This is a genomic window from Veillonella sp. S13053-19 (genome assembly GCF_002959835.1).
Taxonomy (GTDB): domain Bacteria; phylum Bacillota; class Negativicutes; order Veillonellales; family Veillonellaceae; genus Veillonella; species Veillonella rogosae.
The window spans coordinates 50,549-74,937 of the sequence record NZ_PPDA01000012.1; the positions used below are offsets into that span (position 1 = coordinate 50,549).

General features: G+C 37.9%; 31 protein-coding genes and 1 tRNA gene. 22 read left to right on the forward strand and 10 right to left on the reverse strand.

The window, feature by feature from the left end; genetic code table 11:
• Positions 1-30: 30 nt before the first annotated feature.
• The gene (gene pyrE, locus VEHSUH06_RS07605) at positions 31-618 is read right to left on the reverse strand and encodes an orotate phosphoribosyltransferase (protein ID WP_105098399.1); all 588 of its coding nucleotides are present in this window, start codon (positions 616-618) and stop codon (positions 31-33) included.
• The gene (gene pyrF, locus VEHSUH06_RS07610) at positions 615-1,334 is read right to left on the reverse strand and encodes an orotidine-5'-phosphate decarboxylase (protein WP_105098400.1); all 720 of its coding nucleotides are present in this window, start codon (positions 1,332-1,334) and stop codon (positions 615-617) included. The genes pyrE and pyrF overlap by 4 nt, the downstream gene beginning before the upstream one ends.
• A gap of 188 nt (positions 1,335-1,522) precedes the next feature.
• Here pyrF and VEHSUH06_RS07615 point away from each other — a divergent pair, with 188 nt between their 5' ends.
• Genes VEHSUH06_RS07615 through VEHSUH06_RS07630 form a run of 4 tightly spaced genes read left to right on the forward strand, consistent with a single transcriptional unit; the run spans position 1,523 to position 4,590 of the window.
• A complete protein-coding gene (locus VEHSUH06_RS07615; RefSeq protein WP_105098401.1) occupies positions 1,523-2,152 on the forward strand; it encodes a 3'-5' exonuclease in 630 nt (209 codons plus the stop codon).
• 14 nt (positions 2,153-2,166) lie between these two features.
• Entirely contained in the window at positions 2,167-2,829 is a 663-nt protein-coding gene (gene deoC / locus VEHSUH06_RS07620; protein ID WP_105098402.1) for a deoxyribose-phosphate aldolase, read from the forward strand.
• A gap of 53 nt (positions 2,830-2,882) precedes the next feature.
• Complete coding sequence (locus VEHSUH06_RS07625) at positions 2,883-4,184, forward strand: pyrimidine-nucleoside phosphorylase (RefSeq protein WP_105098403.1); 1,302 nt, start codon at positions 2,883-2,885, stop codon at positions 4,182-4,184.
• 10 nt (positions 4,185-4,194) lie between these two features.
• Positions 4,195-4,590, forward strand: coding sequence for a cytidine deaminase (locus VEHSUH06_RS07630; RefSeq protein WP_105098404.1), 396 nt, complete (start codon positions 4,195-4,197; stop codon positions 4,588-4,590).
• Between the two features lie 109 nt (positions 4,591-4,699).
• Here VEHSUH06_RS07630 and VEHSUH06_RS07635 read toward each other — a convergent pair whose 3' ends face one another.
• Positions 4,700-5,521, reverse strand: coding sequence for a MetQ/NlpA family ABC transporter substrate-binding protein (locus VEHSUH06_RS07635; RefSeq protein ID WP_105098405.1), 822 nt, complete (start codon positions 5,519-5,521; stop codon positions 4,700-4,702).
• A 218-nt stretch (positions 5,522-5,739) separates the two neighbouring features.
• Entirely contained in the window at positions 5,740-6,636 is an 897-nt protein-coding gene (gene menA / locus VEHSUH06_RS07640) for a 1,4-dihydroxy-2-naphthoate octaprenyltransferase (protein ID WP_009352196.1), read from the reverse strand.
• Between the two features lie 210 nt (positions 6,637-6,846).
• Here menA and VEHSUH06_RS07645 point away from each other — a divergent pair, with 210 nt between their 5' ends.
• The 4 genes from VEHSUH06_RS07645 to VEHSUH06_RS07660 all read left to right on the forward strand — a co-directional run bounded on the left by VEHSUH06_RS07645 (position 6,847) and on the right by VEHSUH06_RS07660 (position 10,320).
• A complete protein-coding gene (locus VEHSUH06_RS07645; RefSeq protein ID WP_105098406.1) occupies positions 6,847-7,791 on the forward strand; it encodes a hypothetical protein in 945 nt (314 codons plus the stop codon).
• A gap of 1 nt (position 7,792) precedes the next feature.
• Positions 7,793-8,584, forward strand: a complete 792-nt coding sequence (locus VEHSUH06_RS07650; RefSeq protein WP_009352056.1) for a hypothetical protein — start codon at positions 7,793-7,795, stop codon at positions 8,582-8,584.
• A 115-nt stretch (positions 8,585-8,699) separates the two neighbouring features.
• Positions 8,700-9,071 carry a RidA family protein gene (locus VEHSUH06_RS07655; RefSeq protein ID WP_009352096.1) on the forward strand — a complete coding sequence of 124 codons (372 nt, stop codon included), beginning with the start codon at positions 8,700-8,702 and terminating at the stop codon, positions 9,069-9,071.
• A 1-nt stretch (position 9,072) separates the two neighbouring features.
• Positions 9,073-10,320 carry a serine dehydratase subunit alpha family protein gene (locus VEHSUH06_RS07660; protein ID WP_105098407.1) on the forward strand — a complete coding sequence of 416 codons (1,248 nt, stop codon included), beginning with the start codon at positions 9,073-9,075 and terminating at the stop codon, positions 10,318-10,320.
• A gap of 1,424 nt (positions 10,321-11,744) precedes the next feature.
• On the opposite strand, the gene VEHSUH06_RS07680 is transcribed toward VEHSUH06_RS07660, so the two are convergent.
• The 3 genes from VEHSUH06_RS07680 to VEHSUH06_RS07690 form a co-directional block, all read right to left on the reverse strand.
• Complete coding sequence (locus VEHSUH06_RS07680) at positions 11,745-12,929, reverse strand: MFS transporter (protein WP_105098411.1); 1,185 nt, start codon at positions 12,927-12,929, stop codon at positions 11,745-11,747.
• Between the two features lie 289 nt (positions 12,930-13,218).
• Positions 13,219-14,376 (reverse strand): site-specific integrase, encoded by a 1,158-nt coding sequence (locus tag VEHSUH06_RS07685; RefSeq protein ID WP_105098412.1) that lies wholly within the window; start codon positions 14,374-14,376, stop codon positions 13,219-13,221.
• 14 nt (positions 14,377-14,390) lie between these two features.
• Positions 14,391-14,816, reverse strand: coding sequence for a helix-turn-helix domain-containing protein (locus VEHSUH06_RS07690; RefSeq protein ID WP_105098413.1), 426 nt, complete (start codon positions 14,814-14,816; stop codon positions 14,391-14,393).
• A gap of 131 nt (positions 14,817-14,947) precedes the next feature.
• Here VEHSUH06_RS07690 and VEHSUH06_RS07695 point away from each other — a divergent pair, with 131 nt between their 5' ends.
• The 7 genes from VEHSUH06_RS07695 to VEHSUH06_RS07715 all read left to right on the forward strand — a co-directional run bounded on the left by VEHSUH06_RS07695 (position 14,948) and on the right by VEHSUH06_RS07715 (position 17,742).
• Positions 14,948-15,160: a helix-turn-helix transcriptional regulator gene (locus VEHSUH06_RS07695; RefSeq protein WP_105098414.1), complete on the forward strand. Its 213-nt coding sequence runs from the start codon at positions 14,948-14,950 to the stop codon at positions 15,158-15,160.
• A gap of 96 nt (positions 15,161-15,256) precedes the next feature.
• Positions 15,257-15,496: a hypothetical protein gene (locus VEHSUH06_RS07700; RefSeq protein ID WP_105098415.1), complete on the forward strand. Its 240-nt coding sequence runs from the start codon at positions 15,257-15,259 to the stop codon at positions 15,494-15,496.
• Between the two features lie 61 nt (positions 15,497-15,557).
• Positions 15,558-16,337, forward strand: a complete 780-nt coding sequence (locus VEHSUH06_RS07705) for a DUF5906 domain-containing protein (protein ID WP_105098416.1) — start codon at positions 15,558-15,560, stop codon at positions 16,335-16,337.
• Entirely contained in the window at positions 16,324-16,920 is a 597-nt protein-coding gene (locus VEHSUH06_RS07710; RefSeq protein WP_105098417.1) for a primase-like DNA-binding domain-containing protein, read from the forward strand. The genes VEHSUH06_RS07705 and VEHSUH06_RS07710 overlap by 14 nt, the downstream gene beginning before the upstream one ends.
• Before the next feature lie 229 nt (positions 16,921-17,149).
• Positions 17,150-17,323, forward strand: coding sequence for a hypothetical protein (locus tag VEHSUH06_RS10715; RefSeq protein WP_158251718.1), 174 nt, complete (start codon positions 17,150-17,152; stop codon positions 17,321-17,323).
• Positions 17,324-17,326: 3 nt separating this feature from the next.
• Entirely contained in the window at positions 17,327-17,500 is a 174-nt protein-coding gene (locus tag VEHSUH06_RS10720; protein ID WP_158251719.1) for a hypothetical protein, read from the forward strand.
• A gap of 2 nt (positions 17,501-17,502) precedes the next feature.
• Positions 17,503-17,742 carry a hypothetical protein gene (locus tag VEHSUH06_RS07715; protein ID WP_105098418.1) on the forward strand — a complete coding sequence of 80 codons (240 nt, stop codon included), beginning with the start codon at positions 17,503-17,505 and terminating at the stop codon, positions 17,740-17,742.
• A 326-nt stretch (positions 17,743-18,068) separates the two neighbouring features.
• On the opposite strand, the gene VEHSUH06_RS07720 is transcribed toward VEHSUH06_RS07715, so the two are convergent.
• Positions 18,069-18,209, reverse strand: a complete 141-nt coding sequence (locus VEHSUH06_RS07720) for an antA/AntB antirepressor family protein (protein WP_105098419.1) — start codon at positions 18,207-18,209, stop codon at positions 18,069-18,071.
• Between the two features lie 170 nt (positions 18,210-18,379).
• Between VEHSUH06_RS07720 and VEHSUH06_RS07725 the strand changes: the two genes are divergently transcribed.
• From VEHSUH06_RS07725 to VEHSUH06_RS07745, 5 genes are all read left to right on the forward strand, one after another.
• Complete coding sequence (locus VEHSUH06_RS07725) at positions 18,380-18,877, forward strand: hypothetical protein (protein WP_105098420.1); 498 nt, start codon at positions 18,380-18,382, stop codon at positions 18,875-18,877.
• An 11-nt stretch (positions 18,878-18,888) separates the two neighbouring features.
• Positions 18,889-19,719, forward strand: coding sequence for a hypothetical protein (locus VEHSUH06_RS07730; protein ID WP_105098421.1), 831 nt, complete (start codon positions 18,889-18,891; stop codon positions 19,717-19,719).
• 311 nt (positions 19,720-20,030) lie between these two features.
• The gene (locus VEHSUH06_RS07735) at positions 20,031-20,252 is read left to right on the forward strand and encodes a hypothetical protein (protein ID WP_105098422.1); all 222 of its coding nucleotides are present in this window, start codon (positions 20,031-20,033) and stop codon (positions 20,250-20,252) included.
• Entirely contained in the window at positions 20,236-20,466 is a 231-nt protein-coding gene (locus VEHSUH06_RS07740; protein WP_105098423.1) for a hypothetical protein, read from the forward strand. Before VEHSUH06_RS07735 ends, VEHSUH06_RS07740 begins: the two co-directional genes overlap by 17 nt.
• A 29-nt stretch (positions 20,467-20,495) precedes the next feature.
• Positions 20,496-20,918 carry a hypothetical protein gene (locus VEHSUH06_RS07745; protein ID WP_146251409.1) on the forward strand — a complete coding sequence of 141 codons (423 nt, stop codon included), beginning with the start codon at positions 20,496-20,498 and terminating at the stop codon, positions 20,916-20,918.
• A 207-nt stretch (positions 20,919-21,125) separates the two neighbouring features.
• On the opposite strand, the gene VEHSUH06_RS07750 is transcribed toward VEHSUH06_RS07745, so the two are convergent.
• Both VEHSUH06_RS07750 and tadA read right to left on the reverse strand, forming a co-directional pair.
• A tRNA-Ser gene (locus VEHSUH06_RS07750) sits at positions 21,126-21,216 on the reverse strand.
• A complete protein-coding gene (gene tadA, locus VEHSUH06_RS07755; RefSeq protein ID WP_199179778.1) occupies positions 21,170-21,715 on the reverse strand; it encodes a tRNA adenosine(34) deaminase TadA in 546 nt (181 codons plus the stop codon). The genes VEHSUH06_RS07750 and tadA overlap by 47 nt, the downstream gene beginning before the upstream one ends.
• An 83-nt stretch (positions 21,716-21,798) precedes the next feature.
• Between tadA and VEHSUH06_RS07760 the strand changes: the two genes are divergently transcribed.
• Together VEHSUH06_RS07760 and VEHSUH06_RS07765 are read left to right on the forward strand one after the other, a co-directional pair.
• On the forward strand, positions 21,799-22,425 hold the full coding sequence (locus VEHSUH06_RS07760; RefSeq protein WP_105098425.1) for a trimeric intracellular cation channel family protein: 627 nt from the start codon (positions 21,799-21,801) through the stop codon (positions 22,423-22,425).
• Positions 22,426-22,568: 143 nt separating this feature from the next.
• Positions 22,569-24,386 carry a DUF4127 family protein gene (locus VEHSUH06_RS07765; protein WP_105098426.1) on the forward strand — a complete coding sequence of 606 codons (1,818 nt, stop codon included), beginning with the start codon at positions 22,569-22,571 and terminating at the stop codon, positions 24,384-24,386.
• Positions 24,387-24,389: the final 3 nt, after the last annotated feature.

The window sequence follows — 24,389 nt, forward strand, 5'->3', positions numbered from 1 at the left end:
CTCAGTGAAGGAGCTCTTTTTGTGTGTATTTTATTTAATATGTTTAGAACCGCGTTCTGTCATAGCTACGCCATCTTTACAAAGAGGGCATTCTTCCTGTTTATATGTAGGAACTTCGAGGTTAAGCAAAGCTTGTACTTTTTCTTGTGGTACGCCAAATTCTGCTTTACCACCTGAACGGTTAACGAGTAGGCCTACACCAACGATTTCGCCGCCAGATTGGTTAACTACGTTAACTACTTCTTGTACGGAACCGCCAGTTGTTACGATATCTTCTACGATAAGTACACGTGTACCAGGTTCAATTTTGAAACCGCGACGTAAAGTCATAACGCCTTTTTCGCGTTCTGTAAAGATTGCACGTGTATCAAGTGCTTTACCAACTTCGTGAGCTAGTAAGATGCCACCAGTCATAGGGCCGATAACAAGCTCAACGTTTTGATCGCGGAAGCGTTCAGCTAATTCTTTACAAAGTGCTTCTGTATATTTTGGATGTTGCAATACGTTGAATTTTTCAACGTACATTGGGCTGTGGAGACCAGATGTCAAAAGGAAGTGACCTTCTAAAATAGCTTGAGTGTCGATCAGTAATTGTTTTACTTCTTGTTCTGTCATCATTTGGATACCTTCTCCATTTCTTCAATAATTAAACGAACCGCTTCACGAGGATTTTCAGCTTGTGTAATAGGGCGGCCGATAACGAGGCGAGATGCGCCGTCTTGTAATGCGCTAGCAGGTGTAGCAATACGTTTTTGGTCGTCTGTTGTTGCAAAGGAAGGACGAATACCAGGTGTTACGATGAGGAAATCATCACCACATGCTTCGCGAATCATTTTAGCTTCTAAGGCGGAGCATACAACACCATCCATACCGCAATCTTTAGCGAGCTTAGCAAGGCGAATTACTTGGTCGGAAATAGGTAGTTGGCCACCGATAGCAGTCCAAGATTCATCGTCGAAACTAGTTAGAGCAGTGATAGCCAATAATTTTGGTCGCTCAACGCCTAATGTTTTACCGCTTTCACGAGCTGCCTCTACAGCAGCTTTCATCATGACAGGGCCACCTTGACCATGCAAAGTGATTAAACTAGCGCCGAGACGTGTTAAGGAAGAAACTCCATGGGCTACGGTGTTTGGAATGTCGTGCAATTTCAAATCAAGAAATATTTGTTTGTTTTGCTCTTGTAAAAAGCGAATTGTTTTTGCTCCTTCGGCGTAGAATAGCTCCATTCCGACCTTGTAAAAGCTAACCGAATCACCGAGGGATAATACGATTTCTTTCACAGCATCCATCGTGGATACGTCAAGGGCAACGATTAATCTGTCATCTGCCATGTTGCAACCTCCATACTACATATATATCTAAATAATTTTCACATACTGAGGGCCTATCTGTCAATTAAAATTGGTATAAAAGAGGTGATTATTGGTTACCTTTAAGCGGTAGATTATAGTCTATTTCATGCTATAATAAGGAGAGTAAATGAATATAATTCTTATATATAGATTTTGAAAGGAGTCCTATGTTAGATTTTGTTGCATTAGACTTTGAAACAGCAAATAAATTTAAAAATAGTGCGTGCTCCTTGGCGGTTATTACCGTAAAGGATGGACAAATTACCAAAAAGGTCTATAGCCTCATCAAACCTCCGTTTATGAGCTTTGATGATGAGTGTATTGAAATTCATGGCATTCAGCCAAAGGATGTTCTCCATGAAAAGACCTTTGATCAATTGTGGAATGCCATTTATGAAAACCATTTAAAAGGGAATATCATGGTAGCTCACAATGCGAAATTTGATATGAACGTATTGCGTGCTACGTTAGATTATTATAAAATCCCTTGGCCAGAACTCGATTATGCATGTACAGTGAAACTTTCACGTGCAGTATGGCCAGATTTAGTCAATCATAAGTTGAATACTATGGCAGCGTATATGGGAGTTGAATTTAAACATCACTATGCGCTAGATGATGCGGAGACATGTGCAAAGATTGTGTTGGAGGCTGCTAAGGTAAAAGGTGTTAACAGTTTGCCAGATTTGCTGAAGGTTACAGGTGTACCATTAGAACCATTTATTGATGAAAAAAATCGCTCTGCTCAAGAGGCTTTACATAAAGAGCCAGAACCAGAGCAAATGTCGTTCTTTTAGTTAGGAGAGGTACTATGTTAGGTAAAGAATTATTGGCTTATGTGGATCATACATTATTGCGGCCAACCGCTACATGGGATGATATTAAAGAAGTTTGTGATGCTGGTGTAACATATAAAACGGCATCCGTTTGTATTCCACCAGATTTTGTGGCATCCGCTCATGAAGCGTATCCGAAACTTAACATATGTACCGTTATCGGGTTCCCTTTAGGATATGAAACGACAGAGGTGAAGGTAGCTGAAACGAAACAAGCCATTGAAGAAGGAGCCTCTGAAATCGATATGGTAATAAATCTTGGCGATGTAAAGCAAGGCGATTTTGAGGCTGTAACGAATGAAATAGCGGCCCTTAAAGAGGCTTGTGGCGATAAAATCTTAAAGGTTATTATCGAAACTTGTTATCTTACTGATTCTGAAAAGGTGGCCCTCTGTAAATGTATCACCAATGGTGGGGCAGATTACATTAAAACTTCTACTGGTTTTGGTAGCGGTGGCGCTAGCCTTGAAGACATTCGTCTATTCAAGAAACATATCGGTCCTAATGTACAAATTAAGGCTGCTGGCGGCATTCGATCCATTACAGATATGAAAGCTTATATTGCAGAAGGTTGCAGCCGTATTGGCGCTAGTGCAGCGGTTGAGCTATTAAAAGATCACTTAGACGAAGAAGTATAATAGAAAACCACCTAGGCAATGCTTAGGTGGTTTCTTAGAATGGCGGTGTAACTATGCGCATGTATGACATTATTCTGAAGAAAAGAGCTAATGTACCCTTAACAGATGAAGAAATTCATTTTGTCATCGATGGCTATGTAAAAGGAGATATCCCTGATTATCAAGTGAGTGCACTATTGATGACCATTGTGTTTAATGGCATGAGCGCACGTGAATTAGGTACTTTGACATTGGCTATGGCTCAATCTGGACATATGGTAGATTTGTCTAGTATTGATGGCATAACTGTAGATAAACATAGCACAGGCGGCGTAGGGGATAAGACGACGCTCATCATTGGCCCCCTTGTAGCCGCTTGTGGCGGTAAGGTGGCCAAAATGTCTGGTCGTGGGTTAGGGCATACGGGCGGCACTATCGACAAGATGGAGTCCATTCCCAACTTAAAAGTATCTTTAGAACAAGAGGATTTCATCAATCAAGTTAATAGAATTGGCCTTGCCGTTATCGGTCAATCTGAAGGACTCGCTCCAGCGGATAAAAAATTATATGCCTTGCGGGATGTAACAGGTACCGTAGATAGCATTCCACTCATTGCGTCCTCCGTAATGAGTAAGAAGTTAGCCTCTGGTGCACAGGCAATCCTCCTTGATGTTAAGGTAGGTAGTGGTGCTTTTATGAAGACCTTAGATGATGCTCGTGCATTAGCTAAAGCCATGGTGGATATTGGTAACGAAAATGGCCGCTCCGTCAAGGCTGTTTTAACCGATATGGATCGACCTCTTGGTCATGCCATCGGCAATGCCTTGGAAATCCGAGAGGTTATCGATACCTTGAAAGGTCATGGACCACAGGATTTAACGCATGAATGTCTTATTATGGCAGCACATATGCTCGTGCTGAGCCATATATGCGATTATGAAACGGCTCTTAGTCGTGTACAAGATGCGCTCGACTCAGGTGAAGCCCTTGAACGCTTACGTCTCATGATTGAGGCGCAAGGCGGGAATATTCACGTTATTAATAATGAAAGCTTATTAGCCATTGGAAAATTCACCTATGATGTAACAGCCCCTCAAGATGGGTATATTACACATATGAATACTGAGCAATGTGGCATTGCATCTGTTATGCTTGGCGCAGGTCGCACTGTAAAAGATGGTCCTATCGATTATAGTGCAGGCATAGTAATGCACAAGAAAACAGGTGATGCTGTTAGGGCTGGTGAAAGTATAGCTACCTTATATGCTTCTCATGAAAGTTTGCTCGTAAATGCGGCTAAAACATACTTAGAGGCAATTATTTTTGGTAAAACAGCACCAGTGGTGGTAGATACGATTCTTGATATGGTGGAATAAGGAGATCCATATGACGGAACAAGAAATTAAAAATCTTATTGACCATGCTATAGTAGCGCGTGAGAAAACCTATAGCCCCTATTCCCATTTCGGTGTAGGTGCAGCCCTTCTCTGTGAAGGTGGCGCTATCTATGAAGGTTGCAATATAGAAAATGCGTCCTATGGCCTTACTAACTGCGCTGAACGTACTGCTATTTTTAAGGCTGTATCGGAAGGTCATACAAAATTTAAAGCAATTGCGGTAGTAGCCGATACAGAAGGTCCTTGTTCGCCATGTGGTGCATGTCGTCAAGTTATTTCTGAATTTGAAATACCTTATATCATTATGGCAAATCTAAAAGGGGATTATACAGTAGTTGAATTAGATGAACTATTACCTCTTAGATTTGGTGCACATAGTATGTAGTTTCAAGTTAAGACAACAAGCTAAGATTATAAGTAAAGACGGCAAGTTAGGACTATAACTTGAGACAATAAAAAAGAGACCACTTATGTGGTCTCTTTTGTTGTATACATTAGAAAGCAGGAACAACTGCACCTTTGTATTTTTCTTCGATGAATTTTTTGATTTCAGGGGTATGAAGTGCTTCCATCAATTTTTTGATCTTAGGATCGCTTTCATTGCCTTTAAGTACAGTTACGATATTTACGTAAGGGGAATCCTTAGATTCGATAGCTAAAGCGTCTTTACTAGGGTTAAGATCTGCATTTAATGCATAGTTTGTATTAATAGCTGCTAACGCTACATCGTCAAGAGAACGAGGTACTTGAGCTGCTTCTAATTCTACGAATTGGTAGTCGTTTGGATTAGAAGTGATATCTTGAACTGTAGACAAGATGTTGCTAGAGTCTTTCAAAGTGATAAGACCTTGTTTTTGTAATAATAACAATGCACGACCGCCGTTTGTAGGGTCATTAGGGATAGCGATTTTAGCGCCTTTAGGAAGATCTTTCAAATCTTTGATTTGACGGGAATATAAGCCCATTGGCTCAAGGTGAACGCCACCAGCAGATACTAAGTTTAATTTATGAGATTTTGCGAATTCATCCATGTAAGGTACATGTTGGAAGAAGTTAGCATCGATTTCTTTGTCGCCTAAAGCAAGGTTTGGTGTATTGTAATCAGTGAATTCAGTGATTTTCAATTCAATACCCTCTTTTGCTAAGATAGGTTTAACTTGTTCCAAGATTTCTGCGTGAGGTACTGCAGTAGCACCGATTTTAATAACTTGTTTGCCGTCGCTAGCAGCTTGTTTGTTGTTGTCGTTACCGCAACCTGCGATCAATAAAGCACCGCCGAGGATTACAGTAGCCGCTAATGCTAAAAATTTTCTCATTAGACACACTCCTTTTACAATCATTGTATATAAAATATTAAATCTATAGTACTAAATTATTCCCTATCTATCAAGAAGGAGTTAGTATAGGTTCTCCATAACTAAAAGCTATGGACAAAAAGATTTCCAGAAATATTACATTTAAATGGTAATACTCTGGAAATCTCTTTCGTTGTATGTAGTTATGAATCTATTTTGCTTGCGGTCAAGTAGATAGTTTATTTGCCTATAATGAGTCCGATGGACCACATGAGTTGGTAAATCATAGCGGCCCCAGCTGTGGTCCCCATAGCTTTGTCTAGTTGGAACTCATCTGTTTTAGTACTTAAGGTATGTACTGTTTTGAAAGCTAGTGGTATAGCGAGAAAGGCTAATAAAGAAAACCATGTCATATGTCCTACGATGATCCACGCCACAATCCAAATAAAATTAAAGATGTACATAATGCTCATCAAGCTGAGAGCTCGTTCACGACCAAGTACGATAGGTAATGTACGACGACCGTGGCTTTCATCATTGCGAATATCTCGAATATTATTGGTAAGCATAATGGAGCCAACTAGCAATGTAGATGGAATAGCAGGAATTAATAGTGCTAGAGACAGCTCACGAGTCCAAGCGTATCCCGTAATAAGTACGATGGCAAGGCCCATGGCGATGCCAGAGGAGATTTCCCCAAAGGGCGTACGAGAAATTGGTTTCGGACCACCGGAGTAGAGGAAACTGATAAGAATACATACGAAGCCGGCTGGAACGTAATACCATGTGATAGTAGCGGATAAATAAGCGCCAATGATGATTGGCACCACCATGAGTACTTTGATCATTGTTACGATGAGCTCTGGTGTTATGGCACCACGAGTAATGGAGCCGGCGTTACCGACCTTTTGCCCCGCATCGAGACCGGATTTGAAGTCTTTATATTCGTTCCATAAATTTGCTACAATTTGAGCCGTTACAACAGCTAAGAAAATAAGTATTGTATGGAAAATAGCGAGGCCGGTGCCACGAGCTGCACCAAATGCATAATAACTAAATGAAGCACCTAAAATGGTAGGCCCCAATGCGGCTGCTAATGTGCGCGGTCTTGTGAGCGGAATTAGTTCTTGTATCATAATTAAAGCACACCTAGTGTGCACTCCTTTCTATTTCTCATGCATGTATCATGTTCACATGTCTATTTATGTATTGTATAGCAGAAAGGAAAGGTTGTAAATTATACTATAAATTATAAATGTCGATATAGTATAATAATAAATATATGCAGTATAGATTATTATTTTAGTCTATACGAATATTGTATTGTTAAAAACGTGAGGTGTCTTATGAGAGCTCTCAATAAAAAAGTTATGACATTGGCTTGTGCTACATGTCTAACAGTCGGCATGGGTGCAGTGGCATGTGCTGATACGGTAGATTTAGGTTATGGTATGTATGGCAGTACTTCTCCTGCGGTGAAAGCTGTAGAAGTTATGTATGTTCCTACAGATGCAAAGCTACGTAATAATGAGCAAAGCCAAATGATTCGTATTGTGAATAAAGAGTCTATTGATTCTATTAATACTGTTTTAAAAATGCACTACGACCTATCTTTTGAACCTATCAAGGGCGATGTTGTTGATGGTTTTTCCTACTATCAATTACAAGGGTCTGACAAACAAGGTCATCATGTAGCATCCCTTTTAGTGATTGATTATGCTAAATCAGGTCTTGATCAAACGATTGGCATAGATAAAACGATTTTAGAAAAGGGCTCTGAAGCGGATAAGGCTAAATTAAAAAACTCCATCTCTAAACATGTTAGTGTTTACTCTAAAGAGAATGCTCAACAACAACTAGCTAGTTTACCTGGTGATACTGTAGAGGGGGCAAAATTAGCTAAAGCTGTTAAAGCTATTAATGACAGTATTCCAAGTCATATAAATAATACATTTGATAAATTACTAGCTGCTGATAAGAAAACATCCGCTAGAGATAAGGAAGCAATTTCTACATTTACTGGCTTTATGGCAAAACAATTGAGCGTAGATGCAACGCATGTGGCTTATAAACCTGTTCAAACTCGTTATGGTACAGCCGTAACTGGTGATGTACGCGGTGCACTAGGCTTTGATGGCTTTAGAAATAGCTTTGCTTTGATTGGTTACGCAATTCCTGCTGATAAGGGATTATCCTTACAATTCTTATACTCTGATGATTCTAGTTATGATTATTGGACTAATGAATTGAACCATATGTATCAAACACAATCTCTTAAGGGAGGTAAATAATATGAAATCTTTGAAAGTATTGGCTTGTGCTACCTGTCTTTTGGGAACTGTATCTGGTGTAGGTTTAGCTAAGGATGTACAAACTATTGGGGGTGCTATGGTAGTGCCTAACAATGTTAATGTTGTTTCTGCATCCAAAGCAAATACTCCTAGCTTTATCACATCTTTTATTACCAATCAAGAAAAAGCAGATCCGTCTAGTGCAAATCCTGTAAACGCACAAATTAAAGAATTTATAAAGAACTTAGGTACTAATTTTGATATGTACCAATTACAAGGTGCAGATAAAACTGGTCAAAAGGATGCATTTCTAGTAGCGGTAGATGTAAAACAAGTAGCGCAGCAATTTGCGGGTAAAGAGGCTAATGATCCTATGTTTATAGCTGCTATGGCGGCGCTTGATAAAGGTCAAGTTGATCCTGTTACAGAACAACTCATACTAGGTACTATTAATAAGAAAATTCCAACTACAACGACTGTAGTTCCTTTAAATGGGCCGATTAATGTGCCAAGCCTTGATGCTAATAAAGGAACGATTATGCCTAAGGTACTTAAAACTATTACCGTAGAAGATGCGGAACAAGTACATCCTATAGCGGGTGCAAAATATCAAACTTATGCAGCAAGTTCTCGCATGTTATATTCTGATGGATCTGTACAAACTCCACTCTATGCAAATGCTGCATTCGTGTTGAAGCCAGGTAAACCGGTGTTATATGTTGGGTTAACAACTGACGTACAACGTGATTATTTCAAACCGATATTTGACAACGCATTCAAATCTGTTAAATAATTTATTATATACGTACTTTTACAGCGTATGGCATATATAGCGAGCTACGAAAGTGAGTCTCGCCTTTGAAACTAGTTATATTTATTTTTAATTATATTTATAAAGGAGAATTATCATGAAAACAATTTTCACAGACAAAGCACCAGCAGCAGTAGGTCCTTACTCTCAAGCTAAAGTAGTAGGCGGTTTATTATTCGCTTCTGGTCAAATTCCACTCGATCCTAAAACTGGTTCCATTGTTGCAGGCGGTATCGCAGAGCAAACTGAACAAGTATGCAAAAACATTGATGCTGTATTGGCTGAAGTAGGTTCTGACTTCTCCGAAGTTATTAAAACAACTTGTTTTTTGGCTGATATTGCTGACTTTAAAGCATTTAACGAAGTGTATGCTAAATATTTCACTTCTAAACCAGCTCGTTCTTGCGTAGCAGTAAAAGACCTTCCATTGGGTGCTTTAGTAGAAGTGGAAATTATTGCGGAAGTATAAGATGGATTATATTTCTTTGCTACAGTCAGAGATGCGTCCTGCCTTCGGTTGCACTGAGCCAATTGCATTGGCTTATGCGGCTGCGAAGGCAGTCTCTGTCTTAGATGAGTTTCCTAACCATATTCATGCTCGATGCAGCGCGAATATTATTAAGAACGTCAAATCTGTAGTAATCCCTAATTCTGGTGGTCGTAAAGGTCTTACGGCCGCCATCACTTTGGGTGCTATCGTAGGTCATCCGGAGCGTGAGTTAGAGGTATTGGAATCTGCTGCAGACGAAGATCGTAAATGGCTTGGCACGTTGCTTGATGCCAATTTCTGTACCGTTTCGCTCGCTGAAGGCGTAGATAATCTATATATTGAGATTACCGCCGAAACAGATGAACATACGGCTATAGTTCGTATTGAAAATGATCACACGAATGTAACTTATGTTGCTGTAGATGGTGAGATTATTTCTGAAACAGTTAATGAAATTAAAAAAGCAGCGAACACTGAATATGCTATGACTTTTGATAGCATTTATGAATTTGCCTTAACTGGCGATATTTCCGGTATCCTTCCTCAAATTAAACAACAAGTTGAGTATAATACTGCAATTTCCAAGGAAGGTTTATCTAACGATTACGGTGCTAACATTGGCCAATTATTACTCTTGGACGATGAAAATCCATCGCTTGAAACAAAATGTAAAGCTCGTGCAGCAGCTGGCTCAGATGCGCGTATGAGCGGGTGCCCATTGCCTGTAGTTATCTGCTCTGGCTCTGGTAACCAAGGTTTAACCGTATCTGTACCAATTATTACGACTGCCGAGGAATTTGGTAAAAGTGATGATGAACTTTATCGAGCGCTAGTCTTTGCTAACCTGTTAACACTGTACGTTAAATCTGGCATTGGTAAATTGTCCGCATACTGCGGCGTTGTATCTGCTGGTGTTGTAAGTGTAGCAGGCATTGCCTTCTTGAAAGGTGATAGCAAGGATATCATCGAGAATACCCTTGTAAATGGTCTTGCAAGTCTATCTGGTATCGTATGTGATGGTGCAAAACCATCCTGCGCAGGTAAAATTGCAATCTCTCTTGATGGCGCCTTTATGGGATATAAACAAGCACGCCTTAATAAGAACTACCAAAAAGGCGATGGCCTTGTAGCATACTCCGTTGACGAAACCATTCGCAGTATCGCTACTGTGGCCCAAGGTATGAAAGAAACGGACGTAGTTATCTTGAATGAAATGCTAAAACACTAATTTAGCTAATTATATAAGCCCCCGTAAGGGGGCTTTTTTGTATATTAACTTGTATACTATGATATTATAATGTTGATTATATTTTTTTTATTCATAGGATATATAAATTAAATAAACATATAGATTACAATGTATGAAATATTGAGTGGATTATAGGTGCAACGTTAATGGGACTAGGAATATTTACAATTATTTTTATTATTATGGCTATAAATACGGTGTTAGGGCCAATCAAAATAAATAGTAAATTCCTATTTTATATAGCACCACTAATATTAATTGCTACATCTTTAGTTGAAATTTTCCTGATACACGATATTCAATATAGAAATGATTATAGAATTATAAATCTTTCAATAATGTTTGTAAGTTTCATGACCGTTGCATACATTAGAAGTAAACAACCCTTAAAGAAATAAAGTAGGTGACTTAGTGTTTTTAATTAATCATATGTGGGACTTTATTATTACTATATCTGTTATATTAATGATGATTGGTAGATTCTATCATATCAGTGGTTGGAATTATAGAATCCCTATGGGCCGTGGTGACTTTTTGAAGACCTACATTATGACCTTTATAGGCATATTGTTCAGTGTCTTTTTAACTTATCTTTTGAAGGTTAGCACATATGACAGTAGTGATCTTTTCTACGCTATCATAGTATGTGTAATAGGTGCTATATGCGTATCTCAATTCTTTTTGTGTGGAATGCGAAGAATTGCTGATTTGAAATGGTGCTCCCCTTTATTTTATCCTGTTGTATTTATATCGGGTCTTATACTATCTAAGTATATTCCTGATTTAATGTCACTTATGATGCTAGTCCAGCTTTTGCTTTACTTCACACCCGGTAAAAGTGAGTAAGCTACTCGGTTTTATAATCTTGTATGAGGTAAATAATGACGGTTTTAATGTTTTTCGTGATATATTTTGGTTCAGTAGTTCTTTTATGTTCTTATAATTTTATTACATGTGGGAACTTCTGGAGAACGGATTATTCTGCATTAAATAGGAAGTGGTTTTTCTTCTATAGTCTCATTATAGAGAGTATTGTCCTTGTAGTGTTACCGCAGGTTAGGTATTTATTTAATGAACCTTATATAAACTCTATGTTAGGTACCATATTATTTGTACTTGTATTAATAGTTTGTAATATGGGTACACAATATATTGGTATTAAGCGTTTGGTTGATATTGGTATTACGAATCCGAAATGGTATCTAGGGATTAATTTTCTTCTCTTAGGTTCTATATTACTTCCTGGAGAAATAAAAAGTATTATTGTACATTCAATTAATATGGTTGTATTAGTTATGCCACGTAAAACTATTAAAAATAATAAATTACATTGATTTAATGTGGATCGCATATGTATAAAACAAAAAGGGCTATTTTACAGCCCTTTTTGTAGTTCTTGTCTATTATAATTTTTTAGGATCTTTAAGTATCAATGATGCCCCAAGGCCCATCACGAGGAATGGCACGAGTGTCATCATAGCGACTGGTAGAGAGTAGGTATCTGCAAGGTTACCTACTACAGGTGCGATGACACCGCCGATGGTTTGGCTTACGCCGAGGGTGATGCCCGATGCAAAGCCGATACTTTTAGCGAGGTAGGTTTGGCCTAGTACGATTACTGGGCTGTAGCTAATCGCTTTAGCAGCACCAATCATGAGTAGTAGCAAGTATGCTACAGGCATCATGATGAGTGGCGAGAAGGTTGGCACCTCTGTTAATAGGAACATAGCAGGTAACCAAACTAATAGGGATAGTCTGATAATCTTGATAGGACCATATTTATCGCCCAATAGACCACCAATATAGGTCATGAAGATTCCGATACTAAAGAATACAGTTAAGGCAAAACTGCCTTGTTCTGGGCTTGTACCGAGCTCGCGAGTCCAGAAAATCGGAATAAACGCATTGATAACGCGGAAGTTTACCGATTGGCTTAAGATAATAATGAACAAGATGCCAAAGTATTTCCAGTAGTTCTTAAGCGGTTTTGCCGCTATCGTTGGATTTTCGGTAGCTACTGCTTGGTCGATGGTACGTGCATGGGCTACAATGCGTGGCATAAGTACAAATAGAACTGTTGCGATAAGGAGACCGACTACAGTAAAAGCCGCCAATCCGTGCGGTCCTATAGTATAGGCGATAGTCCCTGCAAATAGTGGGCCTATGGCAAAACCAGAGCTGCCACCGATAGCGAAGGTGCCCATGGCTTTACCTTTTTTGCCACCACCGAGGCGATTCATAATCTTCGCACCTTCTGGATGGAAGATAGAAGACCCTACACCAGCTAAAGTAGCGCAAATAAGGAGGCTTTCATAGGAACTGACAAAACCCATCACGCCTGTACTACAAGCCGATAATAGAACGCCAAAGGCGATAAGCCGAGGTTGGTTGATCTTGTCTGAAATATAGCCTAATAAAGGTTGTAATAATGAAGATAATGCTGTGTTAGCTAAAATGAGGAAACCTGCTTGTTCTAAGCTGAGCCCATATGTATAAATGAACAAAGGTAAGAGGGCAGGCAACACACTTTGACAGGAGTCATTAATCATGTGACTCACTGTAATGAGATAAGGGTAATATTTTTTCATAGTAGTGGCCCCTTGGTTTTATTTGATGATTAATACATTATTATCTGCTTATATTATAACTCATAAAATTACCAAAGTGCTGATAAATATAGACAAATTATATGTATAGGTAACATAAAGCTATAAAAAAATGCAAAATAGAGACCTATAAATACAAAAAAGCGCTAACAATGGTTAGCGCTTTATATAGTTTAGTTGGCAGAGAATTAGGGAGTAGAACCTAAAAAGCGCATAAATACTTGCATTGTTTGATTTTCAATATCTCTATGGGGCAAGTTATGGGGCAAGCCTAGCCATTTCTAGCATTTAGCTTGTTTATAACGTCCTCATTCATTGCCTGTGTTACATGAGTATATATGCTTAATGTAGTAGCAGGATCATTATGTCCTACACGCTGCATTATTGCTTTTAGCGGCACGCCTAATTCTGATAAGATACTAATATGAGTATGTCTAAATATATGCGTGGTGATGTGTTTATCGCCTAAAGATACACGTTTTAATATTTTATTGATGTATTGCATGTCATAAGGGTTGCCACGCTTAGCAGTGAAAATATAGCCTTGTTCATGATAGCCATTGAACCATAAAGAACGTCGCTTGTTTTCTGTTGTGATCCGTTCTATTATGCGAACGGCCCTATTGCATAGCTTTACATCTCTAACAGAATAAATGTTTTTAGGCGTTCCGCGCTTTATTTCGCTGCTATTATTACAATGATACTGTAATGTACCATTAATATTAATAGTGGCTTTTTCTTTGTCATAGTCGCAATAACGTAAGGCCAGTAATTCGCCAATTCTTAGACCTGTAAGACTTATAAATTCTACCAATAGGGATATTCTAGGGCTTATATCGTTTAATTGCCTTAGAACCTCTTTTAACTCCATATTATCAAGAAATTTATTTTGCTTTTTAGCCACCTCATCGCGGCTGAAAGGCTTTTTTATTATTTTGATGTCCTCTATGTCCTGAATGTCTTTTACTAGGCCTCTACGCTTAGCATAACGAAAAATTGCCCTAACCGTTGTCATTAATGACTTGCTATAGTGATAACTACGATTTTCTACATAATATACTTTATTTGCTAGCTCCTCAATCATAATAGGCGTTACCTTGATGATTGGTATATCAGTAGGGATATACTTAAAAATCTTTTTAACGTGGGTATTATGGTTTACGTGAGTGGCTAGTTTTACAGTAGGCCTAGTATGATCTAGCCATAAATACGCCACCTCATGCAGCGTTATATATTTGTCTTGCTCATAGCCGTCTAATACTTGCGCTATCTTTTCATGTAGCAGCTTAGAGGCTTGCTTTTTATATGTAGGGCTATTCCCGTTTAAAGAAATGCTAACACGCTTTAATTTGCCTGTTATAGGGCAATTATAGCGTTCATAATATATGTATTTTATTCCTGTGTTTGTGGCTCTTTCTTCTATCCACATAATAACCGCCTTTTCTATTCGTGCGGTATCTCTAAAGGGTTCATATCCTTTGTCATATCTAATAACAGGTTAAATTGAGCCTCAAAAGGTAAGCCACTAACAAGAAATGATATTAGTTGAGCTCGTTTTTTAACTCCTAAAAGTTGTACTAATGTAAGAACTTCATTTGTTATATAGTCATATCTTGCTTGTGGCGTCATATCAGCTAATTTAAAGAATAGTTCATGTGTAGGCGCTGTAATTATTGAAGATCGTATATCTTCAATTTTTTTTTGTTGTGCGGGATGTGGTGTTACTTTGTTAGCCTCCCATAATGATACAGTTCCTTTTGATACACCAATTAGATTAGCAAATTGAGCCATTGAAAGACCTTTTGAAAGGCGTATTCCCTTTACAGTATCGCCAAAATTTACGTTATCTTTATTGTTATTATCGTTCATATAATCACCTCAAACTTAGCATAACACAAAATTAAACAAAATCAAACTTTTAATATTGACATTGAGATTAATTTCGTTTAATCTATAGGTGAGGAGTTTAATATTGTTTAAAGATGAAAGGAGGTAGAACTTTGAAAGAGTTCAATAAATTAGTTGGTTATCGTAATCGATGTGGCCTATCTCAAAAGGTTCTAGGTAGACATATCGGAATAACTGGCGAGTCATATGGGCGCAAAGAGAATGGAAAGGCTCCATTTACACGTGAAGAGATGAAAACGATCCATACTGTACTTGAGACTGAATTAAATGAACCTATTAGTTTTACAGAGTTATTTAATATTTAATATGACGCAAATCAAACCTCATATAATCATCTCAAAGCGTTGTATTAAGGTAAAAGAAAAACGCCGCCATAATAGGCAGCGTGGAAAGGCTAATATATGAAGATTGTTGATAGTGTAACGCCAATAAATCAACGATACATACAGTATAAGAATATTGGCAAGGCTTATGATTTAAGCCGCATGCAAGTGTATAGGCTAATTCAACGAATGAAACGTACCGCTAAATACAAAAAATCATTCGTTGATATTGGGCCTAAATGTAAGTTAGTTAAATTAGATGATTTTGATGACTTTTTCAAGTCTACTCATAACCAATATTTAACTAAAGAGGTATAGTAAAATACCTTTCTATTATTATATCAAATTGATAAGGGAACATAAAGGGGGGACGGCTTTTTTGAGTGTTAAAAAATCATCGTTTTATGACGGTAAAAAGTTTTTACATAATAAAATGGGGGACTATTTAATTAAAAAATATCATTTAAAACGTATTATTAATGAAAATTTGTTAGATGGTGCGCCGCCTGATGATGTAGATATATATTTCTTTAATCCTAAAAATAATAATTATGAACCATTTAGTAAATCCGAATGTAATAGACTTACTATTCTTGAAGATAAAGAATTAAAAACCAATGCACGTAAAGAGGTATGGGAGTACATCAAAAGTATAATTAGCGATTGTTATATTACTGATCCTCATATAGTAGGGTGTTTGAATTGCCTTGTTAATATAAGGACTGGTAAAGCATTACAGAAAACGCCTGGTACGATATTAAGAAATTACATACCTGTTAAGTATGATCCTGAAGCCTTGGAAAATGATGTATTAGATACATTCATGAAAAATCTATTTGGTGATGATAGAGAAATGCATACATTTATTTATCAGATCATCGCATATGGTTTATGGCCTGACAATCATCTACAAAAATTCTTTATTTTGTTTGGTGAGGGCGGCAACGGTAAGAGTACTTTTCTTAATTTATTAAAGCCATTTTACGGCCGTGAGAATATCAGTATTCTAGGCTTAGTTAAATTTGGCGATGATAGGTATATTGGTAGTCTTTATGGGAAAATGGTTAATTTAGGTGATGATATAGAGGCAAGTGCATTGTTAGAAAGCGCAGTACTTAAAAAGGTTGTTAGTGGTGAGCCAGTACATGCTAACCCCTAAATTTGGCCTTATGTTTGCCTTTGTAGTAACACAGAAATTATTATTTTCAGCTAACTCAGTACCACGCATTACAGATACATCGCAAGGCATGGCCGATAGACTTATTGTTATACCATTTACGCAGCGTATTAGGGGAACGGCTGCGGCAGTACCTAATATAGTGCAAGAAATTGTTAAAAGTGGTGGTTTATCAGTGCTGCTGAATAGAGTATTAAAAGAGGTACCTAATATTATAAATGGGATCCATATACCAGAATTAGTACAAGCAGCAACTAAAAAGCATATGACTGATACGAACCCCGTGGCGCTATTTGTTAGTGAAATGAATGAAAGCGGTTGGCGTATTGATACGGGTAGTAGTTTTGAGGAGTTAGCAGGTATTAAAGCTATATCAGATTTAACTACCGTACAAGTCTATAATCTCTATAAAGAGTGGTGTAAGGAAAATGGATATAAACCATTGGCAAATAATACGTTTGGGCGTGAATTAGGTAGATTAGGATATGAAAGTATTCAAATTGGCATGGGAGTATTGCGTGGCAAGCGTGCATATCAAAAAATTGAAAGTGTAACTATTGTGTAACTAGTAAATCAATTTATCTAGTTACATCATAAATAAAGGTAATATCAATGTTTATAGTATGTTGTAACAGTTGTAACAGGTATTTTTATATTAATAGGATATTTTATATAAGTTCATTAAATATCTTATAAAGTTTTGCGTATTAACCTGTTATCTTGTTACAAAGGCATGAATACTGAGTTTATGCTGCTATATTACTAGTTGCAAATCAGTTACAAAAGGAGCATATATGGAAAATACAAGAAATATTGTGATACAAGAAAACACATTAGAGCGGGTAGCTATTTGTATTGATAATACTATCCAGGCTGTTATTACCTTTAATAAATGTATATTTGATGAGGTTAAAGGACAACAAATTACTCATGTTGAATGTGAGATCAAACCTTTAGATGAGGAGTAAAAAATGACTAAAGAAATTCAATATTTAAAATCAAACATTGAATTACAAGAGCTAGGCCTTAGATGTATTGATAGATTTAATAATAAAGAAATTGATATATATGATGTTGTAGCTACTATAACATTAGCAGCCTTTAAGGAAGGTTTAAAAGCAAGTATTTATGATTGGGGAGAGTAGCAATGAATGTATTAGATCGTCATGAAGAAATACCAGGTCTAAAAAATGAATATCTTGATAAGATTAAATTAGTAGTAAATAGACATACTGATAAAGTGACTTTGTTAGCCTTGACTAAAACAGAATTTAATATCATTCAAGATGAATTCGGTAATATGTTGGATATTACAGTTACTTGTGAGCATATTTTTAATAATAAGCACTTAGTTGTTACGGCCGTAGTAAGTAGGAGGCAGATATGAAGATACATTTCTCATGCAGCAACGAGGCGGAATATATCCGCCTCAATCCTATCATTAATTTATTGAGGGCTGATAGAACCCTAAAATATAAAGAAAAAATAGATCATCAAGGCCGAAAACAGATTTATTTTGTATCAAAAAGAAGACCGTGAGCATAGGGAACATATAGCTTAATAGAAATATCCCCCCCCCTATTGGTTTTTAGTAAAATATGGTATAATTAAGACAATCAAATACAGGAGTACCGCAATCACATGCGTGATTGAACGCTTTTCATGGCATGGGAATAGATAGGCTTAGGCTTGTTTGTTCTCATGCTTTTTTATTTAAAAGAAATCACGCTTACCCTCTCGATTGTATTCATTTTGAACTCGCTCTTTTTTGAGCGGGTTGAAATCTATACCAACTTCGAACCCATACTCACACATTCGAGGGAACCAATCTTTATATTCTGTTCCGTTACCCATTTCATTATGTTAGGCCTCCAATATAACATGAGAAAAATATCGCGAGAAAGTGTATTTGAGGTAATAGCCTTTAGGCTATGGTATATAAGTTTTGGCCGTATAATATGGCGATCCTCCAAATGACTTATATATTATTTACTGCACTAACAGGAAAAATAGGAGTAATTAAAATGACTGAAAAAAACAAAGAAAAACTGTTTACGCAAGCTGAAGTAGATAACATTGTAAAAGAACGCCTAGAACGTGAGCGTAAGCGCTATAATAGCGATAACGACATGGTGGAAACGTTACAAAAAGAACTGGTAACGGTAAGGGCTGAATTACAAGGTTTAAAGGCTGATAATGAGGCCAAAGCTACAGCGTTAAAAGCGGAACAGGTTAATAAAACTATCATTCAAGAATTAGAAAAGGCCAACGGCATTAACCCTACGGAGCTTGCACGATTATTTATTAATAATACAAGTGTAGACGATAAAGGGAGTGTAATTTATACCGATGATAGCGGTAACAGTGTACCTATTGGCGAACACATCAAAGAATGGGCCAGTAAATCAACATGGGCAATTAAAGATAATCAAAAGGCCGGTAGTGGTTTTGGAAGTGGCTTATCATGTAGTTTTCAATCTATGGGAAATGATGAATTACGCAATGCTTTTGGCCTTAAATAGAAAGGTTAAATATGGCTATTGAACTAGCAACTCAATTTTTGCCCTATGTAGATGAGCAATTTAAGGCAGAGTCAAAACGGCAAGTAATAACAAACAATGACTTTGAATTTACAGGCGCGCATAGCGTCAAAGTATACAAAGTTACAACAAGCGCTATGAATGATTATGATCGTGCGGGTACAGGCGCAAACCATAGCCGATACGGTCAAATTCAAGGCTTAGACGCTACAACAGAAGAATTTACATTGAAAAAAGACCGGTCTTTTACATTCGCTCTTGATAAATTAGATGTAGATGAAACAAAAGCAGCATTACAAGCAGCCGCAGCGCTTGCCCGTCAACTTAGAGAAGTAGTAATTCCTGAAGTTGATACTTATGTATATGGTAAGGTTGTAGCAGGTGCAGGTACTACTGAAACAGGCGCATTAACAGATAAAAATGTATATGACGCTATTTTAAAAGCTACTGAAGTACTTGATACTGCTGAAGTACCAGAAACAAACCGTGTTTTATTGGTAACTCCTGATACATATACAATCATGAAAAAGAACGCCTCTATTGTCATGGCTACAGATGTAGGCCAGGATATGCGGAAATTGGGCGTTATTGGTATGTTAGACGGTGCTACGATTATCAAAGTACCTAAAATTAGACTACCTGAGGACGTTAATTTTGTTTTGGTTCACCCGTCCGCAACGGTTGCCCCAGTAAAACTTGAAGATTATAAAATCCATCAGGATCCACCTGGTATTAGTGGTAATCTAGTAGAGGGGCGTATTGCATATGACGCCTTTGTATTAGAAAATAAAACTAAAGGTATCTACGTACATAAAGCAAAATAGAAATAAAAGAGAGCGAATATTATCGCTCTCTTTCTTAATATAAGTAGGTGATAGAGTGAATAAATTAGACAGATTATTATTAATGGCTAAAGAAATTAAGGTAAAAAATCGCAAGGTGTCTTTTTAATATCTCCCTGTGATGATGGGAAAGGTTACAAAGTAATATGTAGTACTGCGGCCAATATAAAGCCTGTTATCTTTGATACATTACAAGCGGCATTAGATTATATGGACACTTCAAAAGAAGGGGCTGCTTTTTACTTCAACCAGGCAACAGTAATTATAGATACAGTAAAAGAGGATAGTTAAAGATGAGTAAAATTAAAAAGATCTCTTTACGCTTATCTACGCCTAGAGATGTAAAAAAGACACTATCTCGTATTAGTAACCTAGTAGCTAATGGGGAGATGGATACTAAACAGGCTAATACTATTATTTTAGCTTGTAATACTATCTTAGGGGCCATCAGATTAGATGAGCAACAAAAGAAAATAGAAATGTTAGAGGAGCTTGTAAATGGATTTGCTGAATAAACTAACTCAAAAAGTAAAACAAAAGGCTGCTCTCAAGAGTAAGGCGTTAAAGGAAATAGAACGATCTAAATTCTTGGCCACTATACCAACGGGATTATTAAAGCGCTGTATATCAAACTGTAAAGTAGAGCAAGATAGAGCGCGTAAAGAGGTTATAGCACTGCATGAGAAATATTGCGAAGAAAATAATATCAAAGATAATTTCATGATTTGATGTAAAGGCGGCATATAGTGAGTTGTGTTTTGGTAGATGTAGATATAAAAAAACAAATTATAAGTAGATTAAAAGAATACGCTTTAATTAGTGAGCGCCGTAGAATGTTATTAGATGAGTTAAATGGTATGAATCTTTACAATCCTAATACTTTTCAAATAAAAGCTACTCCTGGCGGTAAGAATAAAAAGACAGATATATCTGATTTATTAGTTAGGAGAGAGAAAAAAAGAGAGGCTTATACCATGATTAATATTATTTATTCTGCATGCTGTATATGTATATATGATCTGCCAATTAATGAAAGAGCAATAAAGAGCCTAATTCGTTATATAAATGGCGAAATTCAAGGCAGGGCTTCATTACTTAATAAAGTAGCTGCAGAAATTGCTATGACTTGCAGCGATATTGATAGGTGTTTACCTAGCATGCTGAAAAGTGCAGTAAAATAAAACACCCTACTAATATAGCAAGGTGTAAGAGATGATTATATGATTGTGTAAAATGTCATGGGGCAATAAATGGGGCAAATACCACCATATAATAGAGAATGATTGATACATAAAATTCACTCAATAATATAAGAAAACCTAGATAACATCTGTATTATGTGTATCTAGGTTTATCTATTATATCTCTATCATTATCATTTAAAAGAATGGCAGAGGAGGAGGGATTTGAACCCCCGCGCCGGTTGCCCGACCTACCGCATTTCGAGTGCGGACCCTTCAGCCTCTTGGGTACTCCTCCGTGCTTTACGGCGCTCCTTAAAGAAGTCTTTCATAATTTGGCTACATTCATCACCTAGCACACCTGATGCCAGTTCAGGTTCGTGATTTAATCCTGGATGAGAGAGCACATTGAATAGCGATTCTACGGCGCCTCCTTTGTAATCACTAGCACCATATACAACACGGTCTATACGACTGTTAATAATGGCTCCAGCGCACATCGGACACGGCTCTATCGTAACATACAGGGTACAACCAGTCAACCGCCAGCGCTTGAGAACATCGCATGCTTCGCGGATTACGAGGACCTCTGCATGAGCTGTTGCATCATGATCTAATTCACGACGATTATGGTGGCGTGACACGACTGTATTATCTTTTACTAAAATGGCGCCAATGGGAATCTCTCCAAGGCTATAAGCCTTGCGTGCCTCTTCCATAGCAATGGCCATGAAATACTCATCTCGAGTACGCTCATCCATGTTTTCTATCTCTATAGGTGTAATGTCTTTTGTCATTCTCATACCTCTTAATGTATAATATCTTACATAAAGTCTATCATAGTGTACGCAGTAATGCGAATAGATTGTGTGAGGGTATTATGGATATTATATGGTATATGTTTGATATGATTGGCACCATTGCCTTTGCTATCTCTGGCGCGCTCGTTGGGGTAGCACGAAAAATGGATATTTTTGGTATGGCTGTATTGGCGTTGGCTACGGCCATTGGCGGTGGTATTGTGCGGGATATTTTGCTCGGATATTTTCCGCCTAACTCATTGCGCAATGTTGTATATGTGACAGTGGTTATTTCTGTCACTATCATCGTGTTTATTATGTATAATAGCCGCTATCGTAAACATGCGATGGGGCCTCGCAGTCGAGCAGGATATTTGTTAGCTGATGCATTAGGTTTGGCGTCCTTTACAGTAACCGGCGCCTCTGCTGGATTTAAACTCTATCCTGAGTTGCCGATTTTCATTGTATTACTAGGGACAATTACTGCCGTTGGGGGCGGTATTATCCGTGACATGTTGGCACAACGGATTCCGTCCGTTCTGAAAGAAGATGTGTACGCACTTCCAAGTATCATTGGCGGTATCGTTTACTATTTAATGGTTATTTCTAGTTGGGCTGGAGAGGCCGTATACGGAGCTTTTACCGTCGTACTAGTGATTCGATTACTAGCGATTAAATATAACTGGAGCTTGCCAAAGGTGCGATAATTCCTCAATGTTTGCGAATTATTGTGCAAGTGATATAATTATTCTATTGAGCATTTCATAAAAGTGTCAGAAAAAGAGAGTATTATATAACAGTTAATTTTGCGAGTCGGGAGTACTCGCGTACACAGAAGGAGATTTGATTCATGACGAATAAATGGTTGAAAGTAGCATTAATGGCAACAGCTATTGCTACCGGTACATCCATCAATATTGATGCGGAAACCGTATTATATGTCCCTCAAGATGATCGCCCTGTAAGCTTGCAATATACAGTTGATACAGCGCGTGAAGCGGGGATGACTGTGTTGACACCACCTCAAAACTTGATTTCTGGTAAAACATACCAAGGTCAAGCTGACCAAATTATGGCTTGGGTTGAACAAAATGCAGGCCGTGCAGATGTTATGGTATTGAGCACAGATACTCTTATTTATGGTGGTCTTGTAGACTCTCGTAAACATAACATTCCACTTAGCACTTTAGAAAGTCGTTTAAAACGTATTGAAGGCTTAAAAGCACGTCATAAAAACGTGCGTATTTATGGTTTTGGCACTGTAATGCGTTCTCCACGTGCTAGTGGCGGCGGCACTGAACCAGCTTACTATGCGGAATACGGTCCTACTATCTTCCAAATTGCAGCATTGCAAGATAAATTAGACTCTGGCTCCTTAACACAAGAGGAAACTCAAAAATTGATGAGCCTTCAAGCCTCTGTTCCTGTTGAGTACTTACAAGACTGGTTTGATCGCCGTCAAAAGAATATGAAAATCAACAAAGAGTTGATCGACGAAACTCGTAGCGGTGTATTCGATTACTTTGCATTGGGCCATGATGATACATCTCAATTGTCCCAATCTGCATTAGAAGGTCGTTACTTAAGTAAATACTCCAAGGATATTCCTGTTGAGAAATATGGTAGCTTCCCTGGTGCCGACCAACTTGGGCTCTTGTTGATGGCTCGTTCTCGTACAGATGAAAGTACAGAAAAACCTACATTTTCTGTAATTTACCCACTCGGTGGTGGCGGTAAAACATTGCCAGGTTACGAAGACCAAACGATTGATAAAACAATTGCTCAACACGTTGAGGCCGTAGGTGGCACTATGGTGACACAAGGTAAACCAACTGTGTTGTTAGCAGTAAATACACCACTTACTACAAGCACTGGTGAATCTGAAAGCTTCGAGAACTTCCCGATGATTTCTAATTCTACAAATGCTTTCGTAGATCGAATTCAACAAGCTGTTGATTCTGGTGTAAACGTAAGCGTTGCAGATATTGCTTATAACAATGGTGCGGACAATACATTAGTATCTGCTATGTATAAACGCGATATGTTATACAAAATCGGTGCGTACAATGGTTGGAATACCGCAAGTAATACGGTAGGCTACGCCATTGCGCAAGGGGTATTGCTCAAAACTATGAGCCCAGAAGGTCACCGCAAAATGTTGACTCAACAATATTTGGATAACTGGGCGTACCAAGCGAATATCCGTAAAGATATTTACCGTATGCAAGACTCCATCCGTACAGATAATGTACGTTACTCTGGCGAGTTGAACGAACGCCTTGAAAGCTACTTAGGTGAACGTATTCAAGATTTCGCTGAAAAATACTTGAAAGTAGATCCTCGTACAGTAAAAGCTACATTCCCATGGGGCCGTCTGTTTGAAACAGATATCACTGTTTATGACAAACCAGTGGTACCTCTTGAAAAAGAATTGCGCTTGAAACGCGAAGAAGAAGCGCGTATTAAAGCTGAAGCAGAAGCTAAAGCTAAAGCAGAAGCAGCTGCAAAAGCGGCGGCAGAAGCTAATGGCCAAGCTGCACCTGCACAACCAGCAAAAGCTGAAGCTCCTAAAACAACAGCATCTGCTGCTCCAGTAGTTAAACAACCAGCTACTACATCTCTAGGTCCACGCATTGTACCGACACCTGCCGTTGTACCTGGTCAATAATGA